13 protein-coding genes are annotated in these 15,834 nt (G+C 55.1%); 6 read left to right on the top strand and 7 right to left on the bottom strand.

Annotated elements, in window-relative coordinates; all coding sequences use genetic code 11:
- Positions 1–4 precede the first annotated feature (4 nt).
- The 6 genes from lsrG to lsrA are packed head-to-tail and all read right to left on the bottom strand — an operon-like array spanning position 5 to position 5,891.
- Positions 5–295 carry a (4S)-4-hydroxy-5-phosphonooxypentane-2,3-dione isomerase gene (lsrG, locus tag AL479_RS05475; RefSeq protein ID WP_044264508.1) on the bottom strand — a complete coding sequence of 97 codons (291 nt, stop codon included), beginning with the start codon at positions 293–295 and terminating at the stop codon, positions 5–7.
- A gap of 48 nt (positions 296–343) precedes the next feature.
- Positions 344–1,219: a 3-hydroxy-5-phosphonooxypentane-2,4-dione thiolase gene (lsrF, locus tag AL479_RS05470; RefSeq protein WP_046487278.1), complete on the bottom strand. Its 876-nt coding sequence runs from the start codon at positions 1,217–1,219 to the stop codon at positions 344–346.
- 28 nt (positions 1,220–1,247) lie between these two features.
- A complete protein-coding gene (gene lsrB / locus AL479_RS05465) occupies positions 1,248–2,270 on the bottom strand; it encodes an autoinducer 2 ABC transporter substrate-binding protein LsrB (RefSeq protein WP_000155278.1) in 1,023 nt (340 codons plus the stop codon).
- 26 nt (positions 2,271–2,296) lie between these two features.
- On the bottom strand, positions 2,297–3,295 hold the full coding sequence (gene lsrD, locus AL479_RS05460) for an autoinducer 2 ABC transporter permease LsrD (protein ID WP_061075356.1): 999 nt from the start codon (positions 3,293–3,295) through the stop codon (positions 2,297–2,299).
- The gene (gene lsrC / locus AL479_RS05455) at positions 3,295–4,344 is read right to left on the bottom strand and encodes an autoinducer 2 ABC transporter permease LsrC (protein WP_061075355.1); all 1,050 of its coding nucleotides are present in this window, start codon (positions 4,342–4,344) and stop codon (positions 3,295–3,297) included. Before lsrC ends, lsrD begins: the two co-directional genes overlap by 1 nt.
- Complete coding sequence (gene lsrA, locus AL479_RS05450) at positions 4,338–5,891, bottom strand: autoinducer 2 ABC transporter ATP-binding protein LsrA (RefSeq protein ID WP_061075354.1); 1,554 nt, start codon at positions 5,889–5,891, stop codon at positions 4,338–4,340. The genes lsrC and lsrA overlap by 7 nt, the downstream gene beginning before the upstream one ends.
- Positions 5,892–6,140: 249 nt before the next feature.
- Here lsrA and lsrR point away from each other — a divergent pair, with 249 nt between their 5' ends.
- The 6 genes from lsrR to AL479_RS05420 all read left to right on the top strand — a co-directional run bounded on the left by lsrR (position 6,141) and on the right by AL479_RS05420 (position 14,721).
- Entirely contained in the window at positions 6,141–7,097 is a 957-nt protein-coding gene (lsrR, locus tag AL479_RS05445) for a transcriptional regulator LsrR (RefSeq protein WP_061077934.1), read from the top strand.
- 108 nt (positions 7,098–7,205) lie between these two features.
- Positions 7,206–8,798, top strand: a complete 1,593-nt coding sequence (lsrK, locus tag AL479_RS05440; protein ID WP_061075353.1) for an autoinducer-2 kinase — start codon at positions 7,206–7,208, stop codon at positions 8,796–8,798.
- A 12-nt stretch (positions 8,799–8,810) separates the two neighbouring features.
- Positions 8,811–9,161 (top strand): cupin domain-containing protein, encoded by a 351-nt coding sequence (locus AL479_RS05435; protein WP_061075352.1) that lies wholly within the window; start codon positions 8,811–8,813, stop codon positions 9,159–9,161.
- Positions 9,162–9,416: 255 nt separating this feature from the next.
- The gene (locus AL479_RS05430) at positions 9,417–11,384 is read left to right on the top strand and encodes a YjhG/YagF family D-xylonate dehydratase (protein ID WP_061075351.1); all 1,968 of its coding nucleotides are present in this window, start codon (positions 9,417–9,419) and stop codon (positions 11,382–11,384) included.
- A 330-nt stretch (positions 11,385–11,714) separates the two neighbouring features.
- Positions 11,715–13,094, top strand: coding sequence for a glycoside-pentoside-hexuronide (GPH):cation symporter (locus AL479_RS05425; protein ID WP_061075350.1), 1,380 nt, complete (start codon positions 11,715–11,717; stop codon positions 13,092–13,094).
- A 10-nt stretch (positions 13,095–13,104) separates the two neighbouring features.
- Positions 13,105–14,721, top strand: a complete 1,617-nt coding sequence (locus AL479_RS05420; protein WP_061075349.1) for a glycoside hydrolase family 43 protein — start codon at positions 13,105–13,107, stop codon at positions 14,719–14,721.
- Positions 14,722–14,733: 12 nt separating this feature from the next.
- Here AL479_RS05420 and AL479_RS05415 read toward each other — a convergent pair whose 3' ends face one another.
- The gene (locus AL479_RS05415) at positions 14,734–15,495 is read right to left on the bottom strand and encodes an IclR family transcriptional regulator (RefSeq protein ID WP_061075348.1); all 762 of its coding nucleotides are present in this window, start codon (positions 15,493–15,495) and stop codon (positions 14,734–14,736) included.
- Positions 15,496–15,834: the final 339 nt, after the last annotated feature.

Here is a 15,834-nt window from a genome sequence, read left to right as displayed (position 1 = left end):
ATCCTTATGGCATCAATCCATTGAAGACGCGTTTTTTTCGTGGGCAGCTCATCAGCGATTCCAGTTTTTCTACGCAGGCAAGGTAGTGGGGCGTTGTTTTATGGAACGCAACGGCGGCTTCATCCTTATAGGCTTCATAAATATAAAAGCGGCTCTTTACTTCCGGATCCTGCAATACATCGAAGCGGAGATTCCCCTCTTCACGCACCGATCCCAAATGATTAAGGCGAAAGACGTCGATAAATTCATCGACTTTATCGTCGTGGACGTTAATTTCCACCAGAGTGACATGCATACTGTTCTCCTTGAAACGCATGGGCCCGCCTGGCAGGCCCATGACTGCTTAGTTTTTCTCGCTCAGATAGAGTTCATACGCGCGGTCAGCGGTTTCATTACGATGTACCACCGCGTGAACGGCCTTCATCATGGCGACAGGGTGATCGGACTGGAAGATGTTACGCCCCATATCGACACCGGATGCGCCCTGGTCGATAGCCTGCCAGCACATCTCAAGCGCTTCGCGTTCCGGTAATTTTTTACCACCGGCGATAACAATCGGAACCGGGCAACCCGCGGCGATGCGCTCAAAACCTTTATCGACATAATAGGTCTTAATGATCTGCGCCCCCATCTCTGCGGCGATACGGGTGGCGAGAGAGAAGTAGCGTTGATCGCGCACCATGTCTTTCCCCACGCCGGTTACCGCCATCGTCGGCATGCCGACTTTGATGCCAGCGTCGATCAACTGAATGATATTTTTGATCGACTGGTGCTCATACTCACTGCCGATATACACCTGTGCCGCCACGGCGCAGCTATTGAGACGAACCGCATCATCGATGGAGAGCGCAACCGCCTCATTGCTTAACTCGGTGAGAATCGAGTTAGCGCCTGAGGCGCGCAGAACCACCGGCTTGTTGGTGGCAGGTGGTACCACACTGCGAAGGATGCCGCGTGTGCACATCAGCACATCAGCGAGCGGGAACAGGGGGGCGATATTGATATCAATACGCTCCAGTCCTGTCGTCGGACCCTGAAAATAGCCATGGTCAAACGCAAGCATGACCGTTCTTCCCGTCTCAGGATTAAAAATGCGCGACAGTCGGGACTGCATCCCCCAGTCAAGCGCGCCGCATCCCTTAAGCGTGAACGGGGTGTTGCGCTGCGGCGTATCGGTATGGAAATCCTTGCCATCTTTGATGTCATCTAAATCAGCCATTTTTTACTCCATGGTTAAGGAATGAAACTCAGAAATCGTATTTGTCGATGTTCTCTTTCGTGAACACCACGCGCTCAGGCAGCAGCACAATGCCATTGCCCTTCGCCTCGTAGCTGTAGCCCTGTACGCTGTTCGGCGAGACTTCAACCTGGCCCACGCCCGGAATGTCCAGCTTATCGCCGGTATTCATGTCGCCTTTTTTCAGCAGCGCGTCAGCGACGTACACGGAGATCTTGCCCTGCTGGACCACGTCCCAGAGGCCAAACTCTTTCACCGTGCCGCGTTCAACATAAGGACGCATCACGTTTGGCGTGCTGAAGCCGACAATCGCCACGCTGGTGTTTTTCAGGTTCTCAGCAGCCTGTGCGGCGGCGGGAAGGGCGTTGGCATCCGGCGCGATGATGGCGTCGAGATCGGCATAAGCCTTAATAATGCCTTCTGCGGTTTGCAGCGATTTGGTGGCGTCGTTATAGCCAAACTGAGTGGTAACAACCTCCCAGCCCGGATGATCTTTGGCGATCTTATCTTTGGCCTCTTTCACCCACTGGTTCTGATCGGTCACGGTCGGACTGGAGTAGAAGAAGGCCACTTTGGCTTTCTCTTTTTTGACCTGATTTGCGGCCATATCAACCAGCATGCCGCCTAACTGGGCAGGTGTACCCTGGTTGATGTAGTACGAACGGCATTCCGGCTTGGTGTCAGAATCCCAGGTCAGCACCTTCACGCCGCGCTGCATGGCACGCTTTAACGCCGGGCATAAGCCATCAGGCGAGACGGCGGAAACCACAATGGCGTTATACCCCTGGTTGACGAAGTTATTGATGAGCTGAACCTGGCCGGACACGCTGGGCTCCGTCGGACCATCGTAGGTGACATCGACGCCCAGCTCTTTGCCTGCCTCGAGGGCGCCGTTGCCGCCGCTGGTAAAGAATCCCACGCCAACCAGTTTCGGGATAAACGCGATTCGCTCTGCGGCATAAGCATTGAGAGTGAACGCCGCCAGGCTAAGGGTACTGATTACGGCAATTTTTTTAATGCTCTGAATAGTCATGTACTTTTCCTTTAGGGCAATGGGTTTTAGGCCTGCCGGATAGCGCGACGACGCGCCAGCCAGTCTTTAATTTGCTGACGATGCAGGCTGACAGAACGACCTACGACAACGACAATTAGCAATGCGCCGGAGAGGGCGCTGGATACCTGATTGGGCACGCCAGCCATCTGCAATCCCTGCTGCAGATAGCCCACCAACAGCGCGGCGATGGCGGTACCGAGAATTGACCCGGAGCCGCCGTAGATATTGGCGCCGCCCAGGACGACCGCCGTAATGGCTGGCATCAGGAAGGAGGCGCCCAGATCGGAACGCGCAGAGCCAAAATAAGAGACCAGCAGCACCGCCGCGACCGCCGACGCAAAGCCGGTCATCGCGTACAGCGCGTACAGCGTCCTGTTCACCGGGATAGCGCTATACAGCGCCACGCGGGGGCTTTGCCCAATCAGGAAGACATTTCGTCCGGCGTGGGTCCGGTGCATCAGCAACCAGAAAAAGATCACGCTGACGAGAAAGAAGATCAGGGGGATGGGCAGGCCCAGCACATCGAGGTTGGCAAAATCGGTGAAGCCCTGCGGGAAGCCGCCAATACCTTCATAACCGGTCGCTCCCGCCATCCCCGACAGCAGCAGCGCGCTGCCGCCGAACAGGTATAACGTCCCTAGGGTGATAACCAGCGGGTTCACACCGGTGTAGATAATCAACCCGGCGTTGATCAGTCCGCACAGCGCACCCAGCGCGAGCGTCAGAATAATGGCCAGCGGCAGCGGTACGCCGCCCTGGAACATCACGCCGAGCGCTATGGCGCACAGCCCCATCGTCGAGCCAAAGGAGATATCGATCCCGCCGCTGACGATCACCATGGTTAAGGGTAGGGCGACAATGCCAATGCAGATAAAGTCGCTGGTGCTGAACAGCAGAACGTTCAGATCCAGCAGGCGTGGGTTCAGGGCGCCGAATCCCAGAATTTCAATTACCAGTAGCGCGGCGAGCGCCAGTTCCCAGCCGTAACGATGTAAACGAGTCATCAGGCTACCTCACGTTTTTTGGCAGTGCGCACAGAGTCCGCGGTGTTTTTTGCCGACGGACGCGGTTGGGGCGGCGGCGTGAAGCGGGCATATTTTTGCCGACGGATATTGCGTTCCAGCGCGCAGCGCAACCGGCCATCAAATACCAGCACCGCCAGCAGGACCAGACCGGCAATGAAGTCATTCCACCATGCCGGAATGCGCAGCAGGACCAGCACGCTGTCGATTTGAGTCAGGAAATAGGCGCCGAGCACGGCACCAATGATCGTCCCGGAGCCGCCCAGCAGGCTGATGCCTCCCAGTACGCAGGCGGCAATGGCTTTCATTTCCAGCCCGGTTCCCGTCTGATTCGGGATAAAGCCAATCTGTGAGGCAAAGACGATCCCGGCCAGCGCCGCCATACAGCCATTAAGCGAGAAGGCCAGAATCCGAATGGCTTCGGTACGCACGCCCAGTTGTCGCGCGCCCTGTAAATTATCCCCGGTGGCATAAAAACAGCGACCAAAGGCGGTTTTTGCCAGTAGCCAGGCCATCAGCAGCATCAGCAGCAGGGTCAACCAGCCAATGGCGGAGATGCCGAGGAAAACCGGGGCAGAGAGTTGCTTAAGTTGCGCTGGCAATCCTTCAATCCATTTACCGCCCGTCCAGAGCAACATGACACCGCGATACAGACCGAGCGTCCCCAGGGTGGCGACAATCGCCGGGATTTTCAGCCAGGCGACCAGCACGCCATTGATAAATCCTGCCAGTAATCCCAGTAGCAGCGTCGCCACACAGGCCACCGGCAAGGGATATCCGGCGTTCAGCAACAGCCCCAGTAGCACGGCGCACATCCCGGTGATTGATCCGACCGACACGTCGATGTTGCGGGTCAGCATCACCAGCGTTGCGCCCATCGCCAGCAGCATGAGGATTTGGGCGCTGCTGAAGATCATCGTCAGCGTCTGAACGCTGAGGTACTGGCTGTCCAGCATCCCCGGCAGCACGAACAGCAGCAGCACGGCTAACAGTGCGGTAGCCTCGCGGTTATTCTGGATAAATTTCAGCATGGCGCCTCCCCGGAATGTGGTGTAGTCCCTGACGTGCGGTCGCCAAACGCTACGTGCATGATGGTGTCGACATTAATCTCGTCGCCTTGCAGAGCATCATTACCCGTTTCCCCCTGGTGCATGACGTAAACGCGATCGGCCATCTGCTCTATCTCCTCCAGGTCAGAAGAGATGAACAGCACCGCGACATTCTGGGCGGCAATACTGCGGAGCAACTGATAGATGTCGTTACGGGCCGAAACGTCCACACCGCGCGTCGGCTCATCCACAATCAGCACCTGCGGCGAGGCTTCAAGGCATTTGGCAATCAGGATTTTTTGCTGATTGCCGCCGGAGAGCGTGCGGGCAGGCTGTTCGGGATCGTTGAGCTTGATATTGAGCGCGCGGCGATAGCGTTCGAGCGTGGCGCTGTCTTTGGCCGGATTAGCCCAGAAACCGCTGTGGTTGTGGGTTAATGCACAAACATTCCATGCCAGCGAGGCATCCAGATTCAGCCCCGACGATTGTCGATCTTCCGGCAGATACACCAGACCGTGTTGCAGACGCTCGCGCGTGGAAAGCGTGGAGATATCCTTGCCGCCGAGCACGATGCTTCCGGCCCGCAGCGGCCGTAGCCCGTAAAGCGTTTCGGCAAGTTCAGTGCGTCCGGCACCGACCAGACCGGCCAGACCTAAAATTTCCCCGGCGCGGACCTCGAAGCTGACGTTCATAAACCCTTCGCCAGTCAGGTTCTCGAGACTTAACACCGGCGCGCCCGCGTCGTGCTGCGGACGGTTGCCGGGCAATTCCAGCCACAATTTCTGTGTCGCGCTCAGCGCATTCGTGCGTGAGGCAGGCGTGATGGCCTGGATAATCTCGTCAGTGGTCAGATCCGCCGTTTTCCCGGAAAGCGCAATGATTCCGTCCCGCATCACGCTAATGTAATCCGCTATCTGGCGTATCTCCGGCAGCTTGTGGGAGATAAAAACGATCCCCACGCCGGTGCTCAGCAATTCACGCAGACGGCTGAATAAACGATCGGTTTCCGCTGGCGTCAGTGAGGCGGTAGGTTCATCGAGGATCAAAATTCGTGAATCGCGCATCAGCCCGCGCATGATTTCGACCATTTGCCGGTCGGCCACATCCAGTGAACCCGCCGGGCTGTTGATATCAAACTGGCAGCCCAGCGCGGTCAGCATCGCCGCCATTTTTTGCGCCGAGCTCTGGTGTTTGGGCAGACCAAAGAGAATGTTCTCTTTTACCGTCAGGCTGGGGAAGAGCAGCGGTTCCTGCGGGACAAGGTAGATGCCTAACTGATGCGCCAGGATGGGCGTCAATTTTGTACAGCGGGACCCCTCAATCTCAATGATCCCGCTATCCGCAGGGGTAATACCGGCGATGATTTTCATCAGCGTGGATTTCCCGGCGCCATTTCCTCCCAGGAGCGCATGGACTTCGCCTTTGCGCAAGACAAAGTCAATACCTTTCAGGACGTTGACACCAGAATACTGCTTGCAGACAGACTGCGCGCTGAGTAGTGGTGCGATCTTTTCTTGACTCATTTGCATGCCACCTCCGTTCGGCCTGGGTAGAATCAGGTTGAACAAATGTATTGTGCGATTCGAATTGTTCATAACCTTATGACCTAACTGCTCATAAAACCGACGAATAGATCACGTTTCATGCTAAAATGATCGTCAATATTAAATTTGTTCAAACGAAACCCACTGAAATGTGGGTTTAATCACAGTTATTAACGACCAATGAATGAACAATTGTGTTCAGAAATTCGATATGTTCAAAGTGAAGACAGAATGATGACTATTAATGACCCGATGATTTCCGAGCAAGGGATGTGTGAAGAAGAGCTGGTGGCGCGTATTGCGTGGTTCTATTACCACGACGGTATGACGCAGAGCGACATCAGCAACAGGCTGGGGCTGACGCGGCTTAAGGTGTCGCGGCTGCTGGAGAAGGGGCATCAGTCCGGGATTATTCGCGTCCAGATTAATTCTCGCTTTGAAGGCTGTCTGGAATATGAAACCGAATTACGTCGTCGCTTTGACCTGAACAATGTGCGAGTCATCCCAGGACTTCCCGGCGCGGATGCCTGTATTCGCCTGGGGATCGGCGCCGCGCATATGCTGATGGAGTCACTCCAGCCGCAGCAGATTCTGGCGGCGGGCTTCGGCGAAGCGACCATGAATACCTTAAAACGGCTAAGCGGATTTATCTCGGCTCAGCAAATTCGCCTGGTGACGCTGTCAGGTGGCGTGGGGCCCTACATGACCGGGATTGGACAACTCAACGCGGCCTGTCCGGTCAGTATTATTCCGGCGCCGCTTCGCGCCTCTTCTGCGGAGATTGCCCGGACGTTAAAAAATGAAAACAGCGTCCAGGATGTCCTGCTGGCCGCCCAGGCTGCCGATGCGGCCATTGTCGGTATCGGCGCCATCAACCAGAAAGATGAGGCCACCATTATTCGCTCAGGCTATATCACTAAGGGTGAACAATTGATGATTGGCCGCAAAGGCGCTGTGGGCGACATTCTGGGCTACTTCTTCGATGGCGAAGGACAGGTGATCCCGGAGATGAAGATCCACGATGAACTGATTGGGTTAACCCTCAATACCCTGAAGACGATCCCGACCGTGATCGGCGTCGCCGGGGGAGTGAACAAAGCGGAAGCGATCGCTGCGGCGATGAAAGGGGGTTATATCAACGCATTGGTCACTGACCAGGAAACTGCCGCCGCCATTGTCAGCGGGCAGTAATGCGTATCTGCCGTGCAGGTGCACGGCAGGAAAGTAACAGAATTTCCGTTTGTACCGTGGAGAAAGCATTGACGACCTGACAGATATAATAAGCCGAGGACTAAAACGATGGCCCGACTCTGTACCCTCTCTGAATCAGCACATTACCTGATGGCACTGGACGCCGGAACCGGAAGCGTTCGTGCTGTGATTTTCGACCTGGAAGGCAAACAAATCGCGGTGGGACAAGCGGAATGGCGACACCTTGCCGTACCGGATGTGCCCGGCTCGATGGAGTTTGATCTGGGGAAAAACTGGCAACTGGCCTGTGAATGCATTCGTCAGGCATTGCATAACGCCGGGATTGCGCCGGAAGCGATTGCTGCCGTCTCCGCCTGTTCGATGCGCGAAGGCATTGTGGTTTATGACGCAGAGGGAACGCCCGTGTGGGCCTGTGCCAACGTGGATGCCAGAGCGGCGCGGGAAGTCAGCGAGCTTAAGGAGATCCACGACTACACCTTCGAAAGCGAGGTCTATCGCAGCACCGGTCAGACGCTGGCGTTGAGCGCCATTCCGCGTCTGCTCTGGCTGGCGCACCATCGTTCGGACATCTATCGTCGCGCCTCGACGGTCACGATGATCAGCGACTGGATGGCGTATATGCTCAGCGGCGAACTGGCGGTAGATCCTTCCAATGCCGGAACAACGGGTCTGCTGGATCTCAAAACGCGCGACTGGAAACCCTCATTATTGCAGATGGCCGGGTTGCGGTCAGATATTCTCTCTCCGGTAAAAGAGACCGGCACGCTGCTGGGAAGGGTGACGGCTCAGGCTGCTGCCCAGTGCGGGCTGAAAGCCGGCACGCCGGTGGTGGTGGGCGGTGGGGATGTGCAGTTGGGCTGTCTCGGCCTTGGGGTTGTTCGTCCGGCGCAAACCGCGGTGCTGGGGGGAACATTCTGGCAACAGGTAGTGAATTTACCCGCGCCGATTGTCGATCCCGAGATGAACGTACGCATTAACCCGCACGTCATTCCGGGGATGGTCCAGACCGAATCGATCAGCTTTTTTACCGGTCTGACGATGCGCTGGTTCCGTGATGCCTTCTGTGCCGAAGAAAAGCTGATCGCCGAACGCCTGGGCGTCGACGCCTACACTCTGCTGGAGGAGATGGCTTCCCGGGTACCGGCAGGAGCATGGGGCGTGATGCCGATTTTCTCCGACCGGATGCGCTTCAAGAGCTGGTACCACGCCGCCCCTTCGTTCATCAACCTGTCTATCGATCCAGAAAAATGTAATAAGGCCACGCTGTTCCGCGCGCTGGAAGAGAATGCGGCCATTGTGTCGACCTGCAATTTGCAGCAAATCGCCGATTTTACCGGGATCCATCCCACGTCGCTGGTGTTTGCCGGGGGAGGCTCGAAGGGCAAACTCTGGAGCCAGATTCTGGCGGATGTGTCAGGGCTGACGGTCAACGTTCCGGTCGTCAAAGAGGCAACGGCGCTGGGCTGTGCGATTGCTGCCGGTGTGGGGGCAGGGATCTGGTCATCCATGGCCGAAACGGGCGAGCGGCTGGTGCGCTGGGAGCGCGAGCATGTCCCGGACAGAGAGAAACATGAGCTTTACCGGGAATCGCGAGAAAAATGGCAGGCGGTATATCAGGAGCAGTTAGGTCTGGTCGATCACGGGTTGACGACCTCTTTGTGGAAAGCGCCGGGTTTATAACAGGAGATCGTAATGATTAAATCGAATGAAGCGCAGCATGAGTACCGTTTTGGCGACAGTGGCCCGAAGTATCTCATTCGCGGCCCGGTATGTGACATGGGCGTCGTCATGCTCCAGCCCGGTCAGTCTTTTCCTAACCATCGTCATATTGAAGCCTGTGAAATTTTTTATACCCTGGCAGGCGAGGTGACGCTGTACCTGAACGGTGAACCCTACACCTTAGGCTCGGGGGATGTTCTGCACTGCGATCCCGGTGAAGCGCATTTTCTGGTGAACAAAGGGGAGGTGCCGTGGAAAGGCGTCTTTGTGAAATCTCCCCATATTCCGGGTGACAGTCATCCGGTTGAGCCTGCCGGGTACTAGCTTTTGGGATTTATGCAGAGACATCAACGGTCGGATAGCCATTTGTTATCTGACCGTTCCATTGCGATACCCTCCTCGTTACATCTCGTTGCTTAGCATTTTGTGATCAAGGCTAAAAAACACACAGCCTGCCTCTCTCTCTGATTTACCTCTACGCACGGCCTGCATTACAGTGAATCTATAAATAAGAACGTTGTTCTATAATGTAGAACAATACTGGAGCGCCCTGAACCTCGCCGCTCGGGAGAGTGAGAAATGTCTATCAACACCATTTTTACGCCGCAGGATGAACCGTTCTATGCGGTGAAAACCCATGCTGCCGGCCCGCAGGGGGCGTTGCCGCTGACGCCACAGATGTTACTGGAGTCTCCCAGCGGCAATCTTTTTGGCATGACGCAAAACGCCGGAATGGGCTGGGATACTAACAAGCTCACTGGCAGAGAAGTGTTATTGATTGGCACGCAGGGCGGTATTCGCCACTCGGATGGTCGTCCTGTCGCACTCGGTTATCACACCGGACACTGGGAGATTGGCCTGCAAATGTCAGCGGCGGCGAAGGAGATCACCCGCCTGAGCGGCATTCCTTTCGCGGCGTTTGTCAGCGATCCGTGTGACGGTCGTTCGCAGGGGACGCACGGCATGTTTGATTCGCTGCCTTATCGTAACGACGCGGCGATTGTCTTTCGTCGGTTAATTCGTTCGTTGCCGACACGACGAGCGGTGATTGGCGTGGCGACCTGTGATAAGGGGTTACCCGCGACGATGATTGCGCTGGCGTCAATGCACGATCTGCCGGTGATCCTCGTGCCGGGTGGGGCGACATTGCCGCCGACCTTCGGCGAAGATGCCGGAAAGGTGCAGACCATCGGTGCGCGTTACGCGAATAATGAGCTGAGTTTGAAAGAGGCGTCCGAATTGGGGTGTCGTGCTTGCGCGTCGCCTGGCGGCGGATGCCAGTTCCTGGGGACTGCAGGGACCTCACAGGTCGTGGCGGAAGCGTTAGGACTGGCGCTGCCGCACTCGGCGCTGGCGCCGTCGGGCCAGGACGTGTGGCTGGAGATTGCGCGTCAGTCTGCGCGGGCAGTGATGGCGCTGGATGAAAAAGGGATTACCGCCCGCGACATCCTCACCGATAAAGCGATAGAGAATGCGATGGTGGTGCATGCGGCTTTTGGAGGCTCGACGAATTTGCTGCTGCATATACCGGCGATCGCCCATGCGGCCAGATGCCGCCTGCCGGATGTGGCGCAGTGGAGCGCCATCAACCGCAAGGTACCGCGTCTGGTCAGCGTGCTGCCCAACGGGCCGGATTATCACCCGACGGTGCGTGCATTCCTGGCAGGCGGTGTGCCGGAGGTGATGCTGCACCTGCGGCGACTGGGGCTACTGCATGAAGATGTGATGACGGTAACCGGGCAAACACTCGGTGAAAACCTCGACTGGTGGGAGCATGCCGAACGTCGGGCGAAATTCCGTCAGTGCCTGCGCGATCAGGACGGTGTGGATCCCGATGACGTGATCCTGTCGCCGGAAGGGGCAAAAGCGAAAGGGATGACCTCCACGGTGGCATTCCCGGTGGGTAATATCGCGCCGGAAGGGTCAGTGATCAAAGCGACGGCTATCGACCCGTCCGTGGTAGATGAGGACGGTGTTTACCGCCACACGGGCGAGGCGCGCGTATTTGTCTCGGAAGAGGCGGCAATCAAAGCCATCAAACAGGGGCAGATCCAGCAGGGCGATATCATGGTGATTATCGGTGGTGGGCCATCCGGCACCGGCATGGAGGAGACTTACCAGCTCACTTCGGCGCTGAAGCATATCTCATGGGGGAAAACCGTATCGCTCATTACTGATGCTCGTTTTTCCGGTGTATCCACCGGCGCTTGCCTGGGACACGTTGCTCCGGAAGCGCTGGCGGGAGGGCCGATCGGCAAACTGCGCACGGGTGATGTGATTGAAATTGTGGTCGATCGCTTGTCATTGAAAGGCAGTGTGAACTTTATCGGCAGCGCGCAAGCGCGATTGACGCCGGAAGAGGGCGCTACCGTACTGGCGGAACGCGAGTTACATCCCGACCTGAAGGCCCATGACTATCTGCCTGACGATACGCGACTGTGGGCTGCATTGCAGGCGGTAAGCGGTGGAACCTGGAAAGGGTGTATCTACGATACGGATAAAATCATTGAGGTGATTAACGCCGGAAAAAAAGCACTTGGGCTTTGAATAATTAAAATTAACTTGTTGAGTCGCCGAAGAACTATTTTCGGCGGCAGATAACATGATCTTAAAATATATTATCCTTTACGGGAGAGGTGCTATTTTTTATTTTATAGAAAAGTGAATCGCTATCACAGAAGTTAAAATACATAATCACTAAAGCAAATATGACAATTGTTGCTTCATCTCATCCCTCTCTACAATCTTCCTCGTAAGCATCATCTGGTAAGTATACGGATAAAGGGTGTATTCCTCACAAAGTTCACGTTCGGGTATTTAATTTTGTAGGTCCCGGTCATTCGGAACGTATTTCTCTCATATGATCTGGAGGTAGAAATGCAGTTAACAATGAAAGATAAAATTGGTTATGGACTGGGGGATACCGCCTGCGGTTTCGTCTGGCAGGCCACGATGTTTTTACTGGCCTACTTTTATACCGATGTTTTTGGTTTGTCGGCAGGCGTAATGGGCACATTATTCCTGATTTCACGTGTGCTGGATGCGATAACCGATCCATTAATGGGGTTAATGGTTGACCGAACGCGTACCCGCTACGGCCAGTTTCGCCCCTATTTGTTATGGGGGGCGATCCCGTTTGGTATTGTCTGCGTATTAACGTTTTATACGCCAGATTTCTCCGCTCAGGGTAAAATTATTTATGCTTCTGTCACCTATATTTTACTGACGCTGGTTTATACCTTCGTTAATGTTCCCTATTGTGCCATGCCCGGTGCCATTACCGCTGACCCAAAAGAGCGCCATGCTTTACAATCGTGGCGTTTTTTCCTGGCCGCTGCCGGTTCATTAGCCATTAGCGGCATTGCCCTGCCGTTGGTGAAAATTATTGGCAAGGGTGATGAACAAGTCGGCTATTTTGGTGCGATGTGTGTGCTGGGTATTTGTGGTGTCCTGCTGCTGTTCGTGTGTTTCTTTACAACCAAAGAGCGTTATACGTTCGAGATTCAGCCTGAATCATCGGTTAAGAAAGACCTTAAATTGCTGATGGGGAATAGCCAGTGGCGAATTATGTGCGCCTTTAAAATGATGGCAACCGGCTCGAACGTGGTTCGCGGCGGCGCAACGCTCTATTTTGTCAAATACGTGATGGACCACCCTGAACTGGCAACGCAGTTCCTGCTCTATGGCAGCCTCGCGACCATGTTTGGTTCTCTTTGTTCGTCTCGTCTGCTTGGCCGCTTTGACCGCGTCACGTCGTTTAAGTGGATCATCGGCATTTATTCGCTGATTAGCCTGAGTATTTTCTTTATTCCGTCGGACAATATCGCGCTGATATTTGCACTGAATATTGTGTTCCTGTTTGTCTTTAATACCACCACACCGCTGCAATGGTTGATGGCCTCCGATGTGGTCGATTACGAAGAGAGCCGAAGTGGGCGTCGCCTTGATGGCCTGGTATTCTCTACCTATCTCTTCAGCCTGAAAATCGGTCTGGCGATTGGCGGCGCGCTGGTGGGCTGGATCCTTGCCTTCTCCAGCTACTCGGCAAGCAACGCCGTGCAGCCCGATAACGTCCTGACAACCATCAAAATCCTCTTCTGCATCGTACCAGTCGTGCTTTACGTCGGTATGTTCACGCTGCTTTCGTTCTACAAACTGAGCAGCAAGCGTGTGGAAGAGATCAGCCAGCAACTGCAACGTCAGCGCACCGCGCAGCCCGAGAAAAAACCTGCTGATGCCGCTGTGGCAGTGAACTGAGGAGAGAACCATGTATCAGATTGAAAACCCGATCCTGACCGGCTTCAACCCGGACCCGTCTCTGTGCCGTGTGGGGGAGGATTACTATATCGCCACCTCAACCTTTGAATGGTTTCCCGGTGTGCGTATTTATCATTCTCGCGACCTGAAACACTGGTCTCTGGTCAGTACTCCGCTCGACAGCGTGGCGCTGCTGGATATGAAAGGCAATCCGGATTCTGGCGGCATCTGGGCACCTTGCCTGAGCTATGCCGATGGTAAATTCTGGCTGCTGTATACCGACGTAAAAATCGTTGATTCGCCGTGGAAAAATGGCCGTAACTTCCTGGTTACCGCGCCATCTGTTGAAGGGCCGTGGAGCGCTCCTGTTCCTATGGGCAACGGCGGGTTTGACCCTTCACTCTTCCATGATGCGGATGGACGAAAGTATTACATCTATCGCCCGTGGGGGCCGCGTCATCACAGTAATCCGCATAACACCATTGTGCTGCAGGAGTTTTTTGCTGACACGCAAACCCTGGCGCCACAGCGTTCAACGCTCTTTACGGGTACCCCATTGGGCTATACCGAAGGGGCGCATATTTATCGCCGCGAGGGCTACTACTATCTGGTGGTGGCGGAAGGGGGGACCAGTTACGAACATGCCGTGGTGGTATTGCGGGCAAAAAATATTGATGGGCCGTACGAACTGCATCCTGATGTGACGATGATGACCAGTTGGCATCTGCCGGAAAATCCCCTACAGAAGAGTGGGCACGGTTCGCTGCTGGAGACCCATACAGGCGAATGGTATCTGGCGTATCTGACCAGCCGTCCGTTGCACCTTCCGGGGATTCCGCGATTAGCGGCGGGCGGTCGGGGATACTGTCCGCTAGGGCGTGAGACAGGGATTGCACGTATCGAGTGGCGTGACGGTTGGCCTTATGTTGAAGGGGGCAAACACGCGGCGCTGACGGTGCCGGGGCCACGTATGGCAGAGCAGGCTACCGTCGAAACGGGAGCGTGGCGGACGGATTTTGACAGTGAAAGGCTCGATCCGGAACTGCAGACCCTACGTATTCCATTTGATGATCAGCTTGGCTCGCTGACCGCACGCCCAGGATTTTTACGTCTGTATGGTAATGATTCGCTGAACTCCACCTTTACCCAGTCAACGGTCGCTCGCCGCTGGCAGCATTTCTGTTTTCGTGCTGAAACGCAGATGGCCTTTTCCCCGCGCCACTTCCAACAAAGCGCGGGGCTAACCTGTTACTACAACAGCAAAAACTGGACGTACTGCTTTATGGACTGGGAAGAGGGGCGCGGGCGGACGCTGAAGATTATTCAGCTCGATCACAACGTGGCGCACTGGCATCTTTACGATAATCCGATTCTGGTGCCGGAGAATGCGGAAAACGTCTGGCTGCGGGTGGATGTGGACAATCTGGAATACCGCTATAGCTATTCATTCGATGGTGACCACTGGCAGACCATTCCGCTAACGTTTGAGGCGTGGAAACTTTCGGATGATTATATTGGCGGCAGAGGCTTCTTTACCGGGGCATTTGTCGGTTTGCACTGTGAGGATATCAGCGGTGACGGCTGCTACGCCGATTTCGCCACATTCTCTTATCAGCCCACAGTTTAACGGGGCACCAGGCTAGGGTTGACGATAGCCCAGCGTTATCGACAGCCCCAGCCCGGCATCCATCAGTTTCTGGCGCCAGTCTGCCAGCTCGGCGTCGTTAACGCGAGATGTGAGAGTGGAGAGGCTAAGGGCTGCGATAACCCGTGATTCATGATTCCAGACCGGTACCGCGACGCAACGTACGCCAGGCTCATTCTCTTCGTTATCCAGCGCATACCGGTTATGGCGGGTTTCTTTCAGCGCGGCAAGCAGCGAGGCGCGATCGGTAATGGTGGCGGGGGTAAAGCCATTGAACTGGTACCCCTCCAGCACCGCAGCAAGTTCTTCATCATCCAGCCAGGCGAGCAATACCTTACCGATAGCCGTGGCGTGAACAGGCAAGCGGCGACCAATTCGCGAATAAGCGATGGCAGCCTGCTTACCTTCTATTTTCTCAATATAGACGCCTTCGTTGCCGTCCAGAATGCCCAAATGGGTAGTTTGTCCCGTTTCCTGCGAGAGCCGGGTCAACCAGCTTTTTGCCTTCTGGCGAATATCCATTGTGCCAACGACAAAGTGGCCACGTTCAACCAGTTTCATCCCCAGACGGTATTTCCCGTTTTCCGGGTTCTGATCGATATAGCCATGCAACTGAAGTGTTTTGAGGAGAGAGTGGAGGGTACTTTTGCTCAATCCCATCAGTTTGCTTATCTCGGTGATTTTGAGTTCCGTAGCCTGTTCATTAAACAAGTCGAGGATCTGCAAAGCACGTTCAACAGACTGAATTATTGGCATAATTTTCCACCGTCCACGAAGAATTCTTCCTGTGTGACCGTACTATTTTCGAGGGTGAAAAGCAATGCCGGACACGCTTACATGATGCACGTTTTTTGGCAGGCGAAGCGTAGGTTTCATAGGATTTTCACTCTGAGTTGATGTTGTCGCACTCAATGATAGATCTGCGTTGGTTTGGTTCTCTAAGTCAGAAAACCCGATAGTTGCAGTTGAAATATCCTTCATCATTCAGGCGCGATCGCGCCAGGTCAATGAAAGGTATGAAACGGCACGCGAAGACTACGACTTTCCTGTTATGGAGCGCGACCGCAGAGTTCATAAAAATTAGGGTTACCTCCT

The sequence above is a fragment of the Citrobacter amalonaticus genome (genome assembly GCF_001559075.2).
GTDB lineage: Bacteria > Pseudomonadota > Gammaproteobacteria > Enterobacterales > Enterobacteriaceae > Citrobacter_A > Citrobacter_A amalonaticus_F.
This window is presented reverse-complemented; position numbering and strand designations above follow the sequence as displayed.

Excerpts from the sequence above, each read along its gene's own strand:
- AL479_RS05425 (WP_061075350.1), top strand. The coding sequence starts at position 11,715 with ATGCAGTTAACAATGAAAGATAAAATTGGTTATGGACTGGGGGATACC.
- lsrG (WP_044264508.1), bottom strand. The coding sequence starts at position 295 with ATGCATGTCACTCTGGTGGAAATTAACGTCCACGACGATAAAGTCGAT.
- lsrC (WP_061075355.1), bottom strand. The coding sequence starts at position 4,344 with ATGCTGAAATTTATCCAGAATAACCGCGAGGCTACCGCACTGTTAGCC.
- lsrD (WP_061075356.1), bottom strand. The coding sequence starts at position 3,295 with ATGACTCGTTTACATCGTTACGGCTGGGAACTGGCGCTCGCCGCGCTA.
- lsrB (WP_000155278.1), bottom strand. The coding sequence starts at position 2,270 with ATGACTATTCAGAGCATTAAAAAAATTGCCGTAATCAGTACCCTTAGC.
- lsrF (WP_046487278.1), bottom strand. The coding sequence starts at position 1,219 with ATGGCTGATTTAGATGACATCAAAGATGGCAAGGATTTCCATACCGAT.
- AL479_RS05435 (WP_061075352.1), top strand. The coding sequence starts at position 8,811 with ATGATTAAATCGAATGAAGCGCAGCATGAGTACCGTTTTGGCGACAGT.
- AL479_RS05420 (WP_061075349.1), top strand. The coding sequence starts at position 13,105 with ATGTATCAGATTGAAAACCCGATCCTGACCGGCTTCAACCCGGACCCG.
- lsrA (WP_061075354.1), bottom strand. The coding sequence starts at position 5,891 with ATGCAAATGAGTCAAGAAAAGATCGCACCACTACTCAGCGCGCAGTCT.
- AL479_RS05415 (WP_061075348.1), bottom strand. The coding sequence starts at position 15,495 with ATGCCAATAATTCAGTCTGTTGAACGTGCTTTGCAGATCCTCGACTTG.
- lsrR (WP_061077934.1), top strand. The coding sequence starts at position 6,141 with ATGACTATTAATGACCCGATGATTTCCGAGCAAGGGATGTGTGAAGAA.
- AL479_RS05430 (WP_061075351.1), top strand. The coding sequence starts at position 9,417 with ATGTCTATCAACACCATTTTTACGCCGCAGGATGAACCGTTCTATGCG.
- lsrK (WP_061075353.1), top strand. The coding sequence starts at position 7,206 with ATGGCCCGACTCTGTACCCTCTCTGAATCAGCACATTACCTGATGGCA.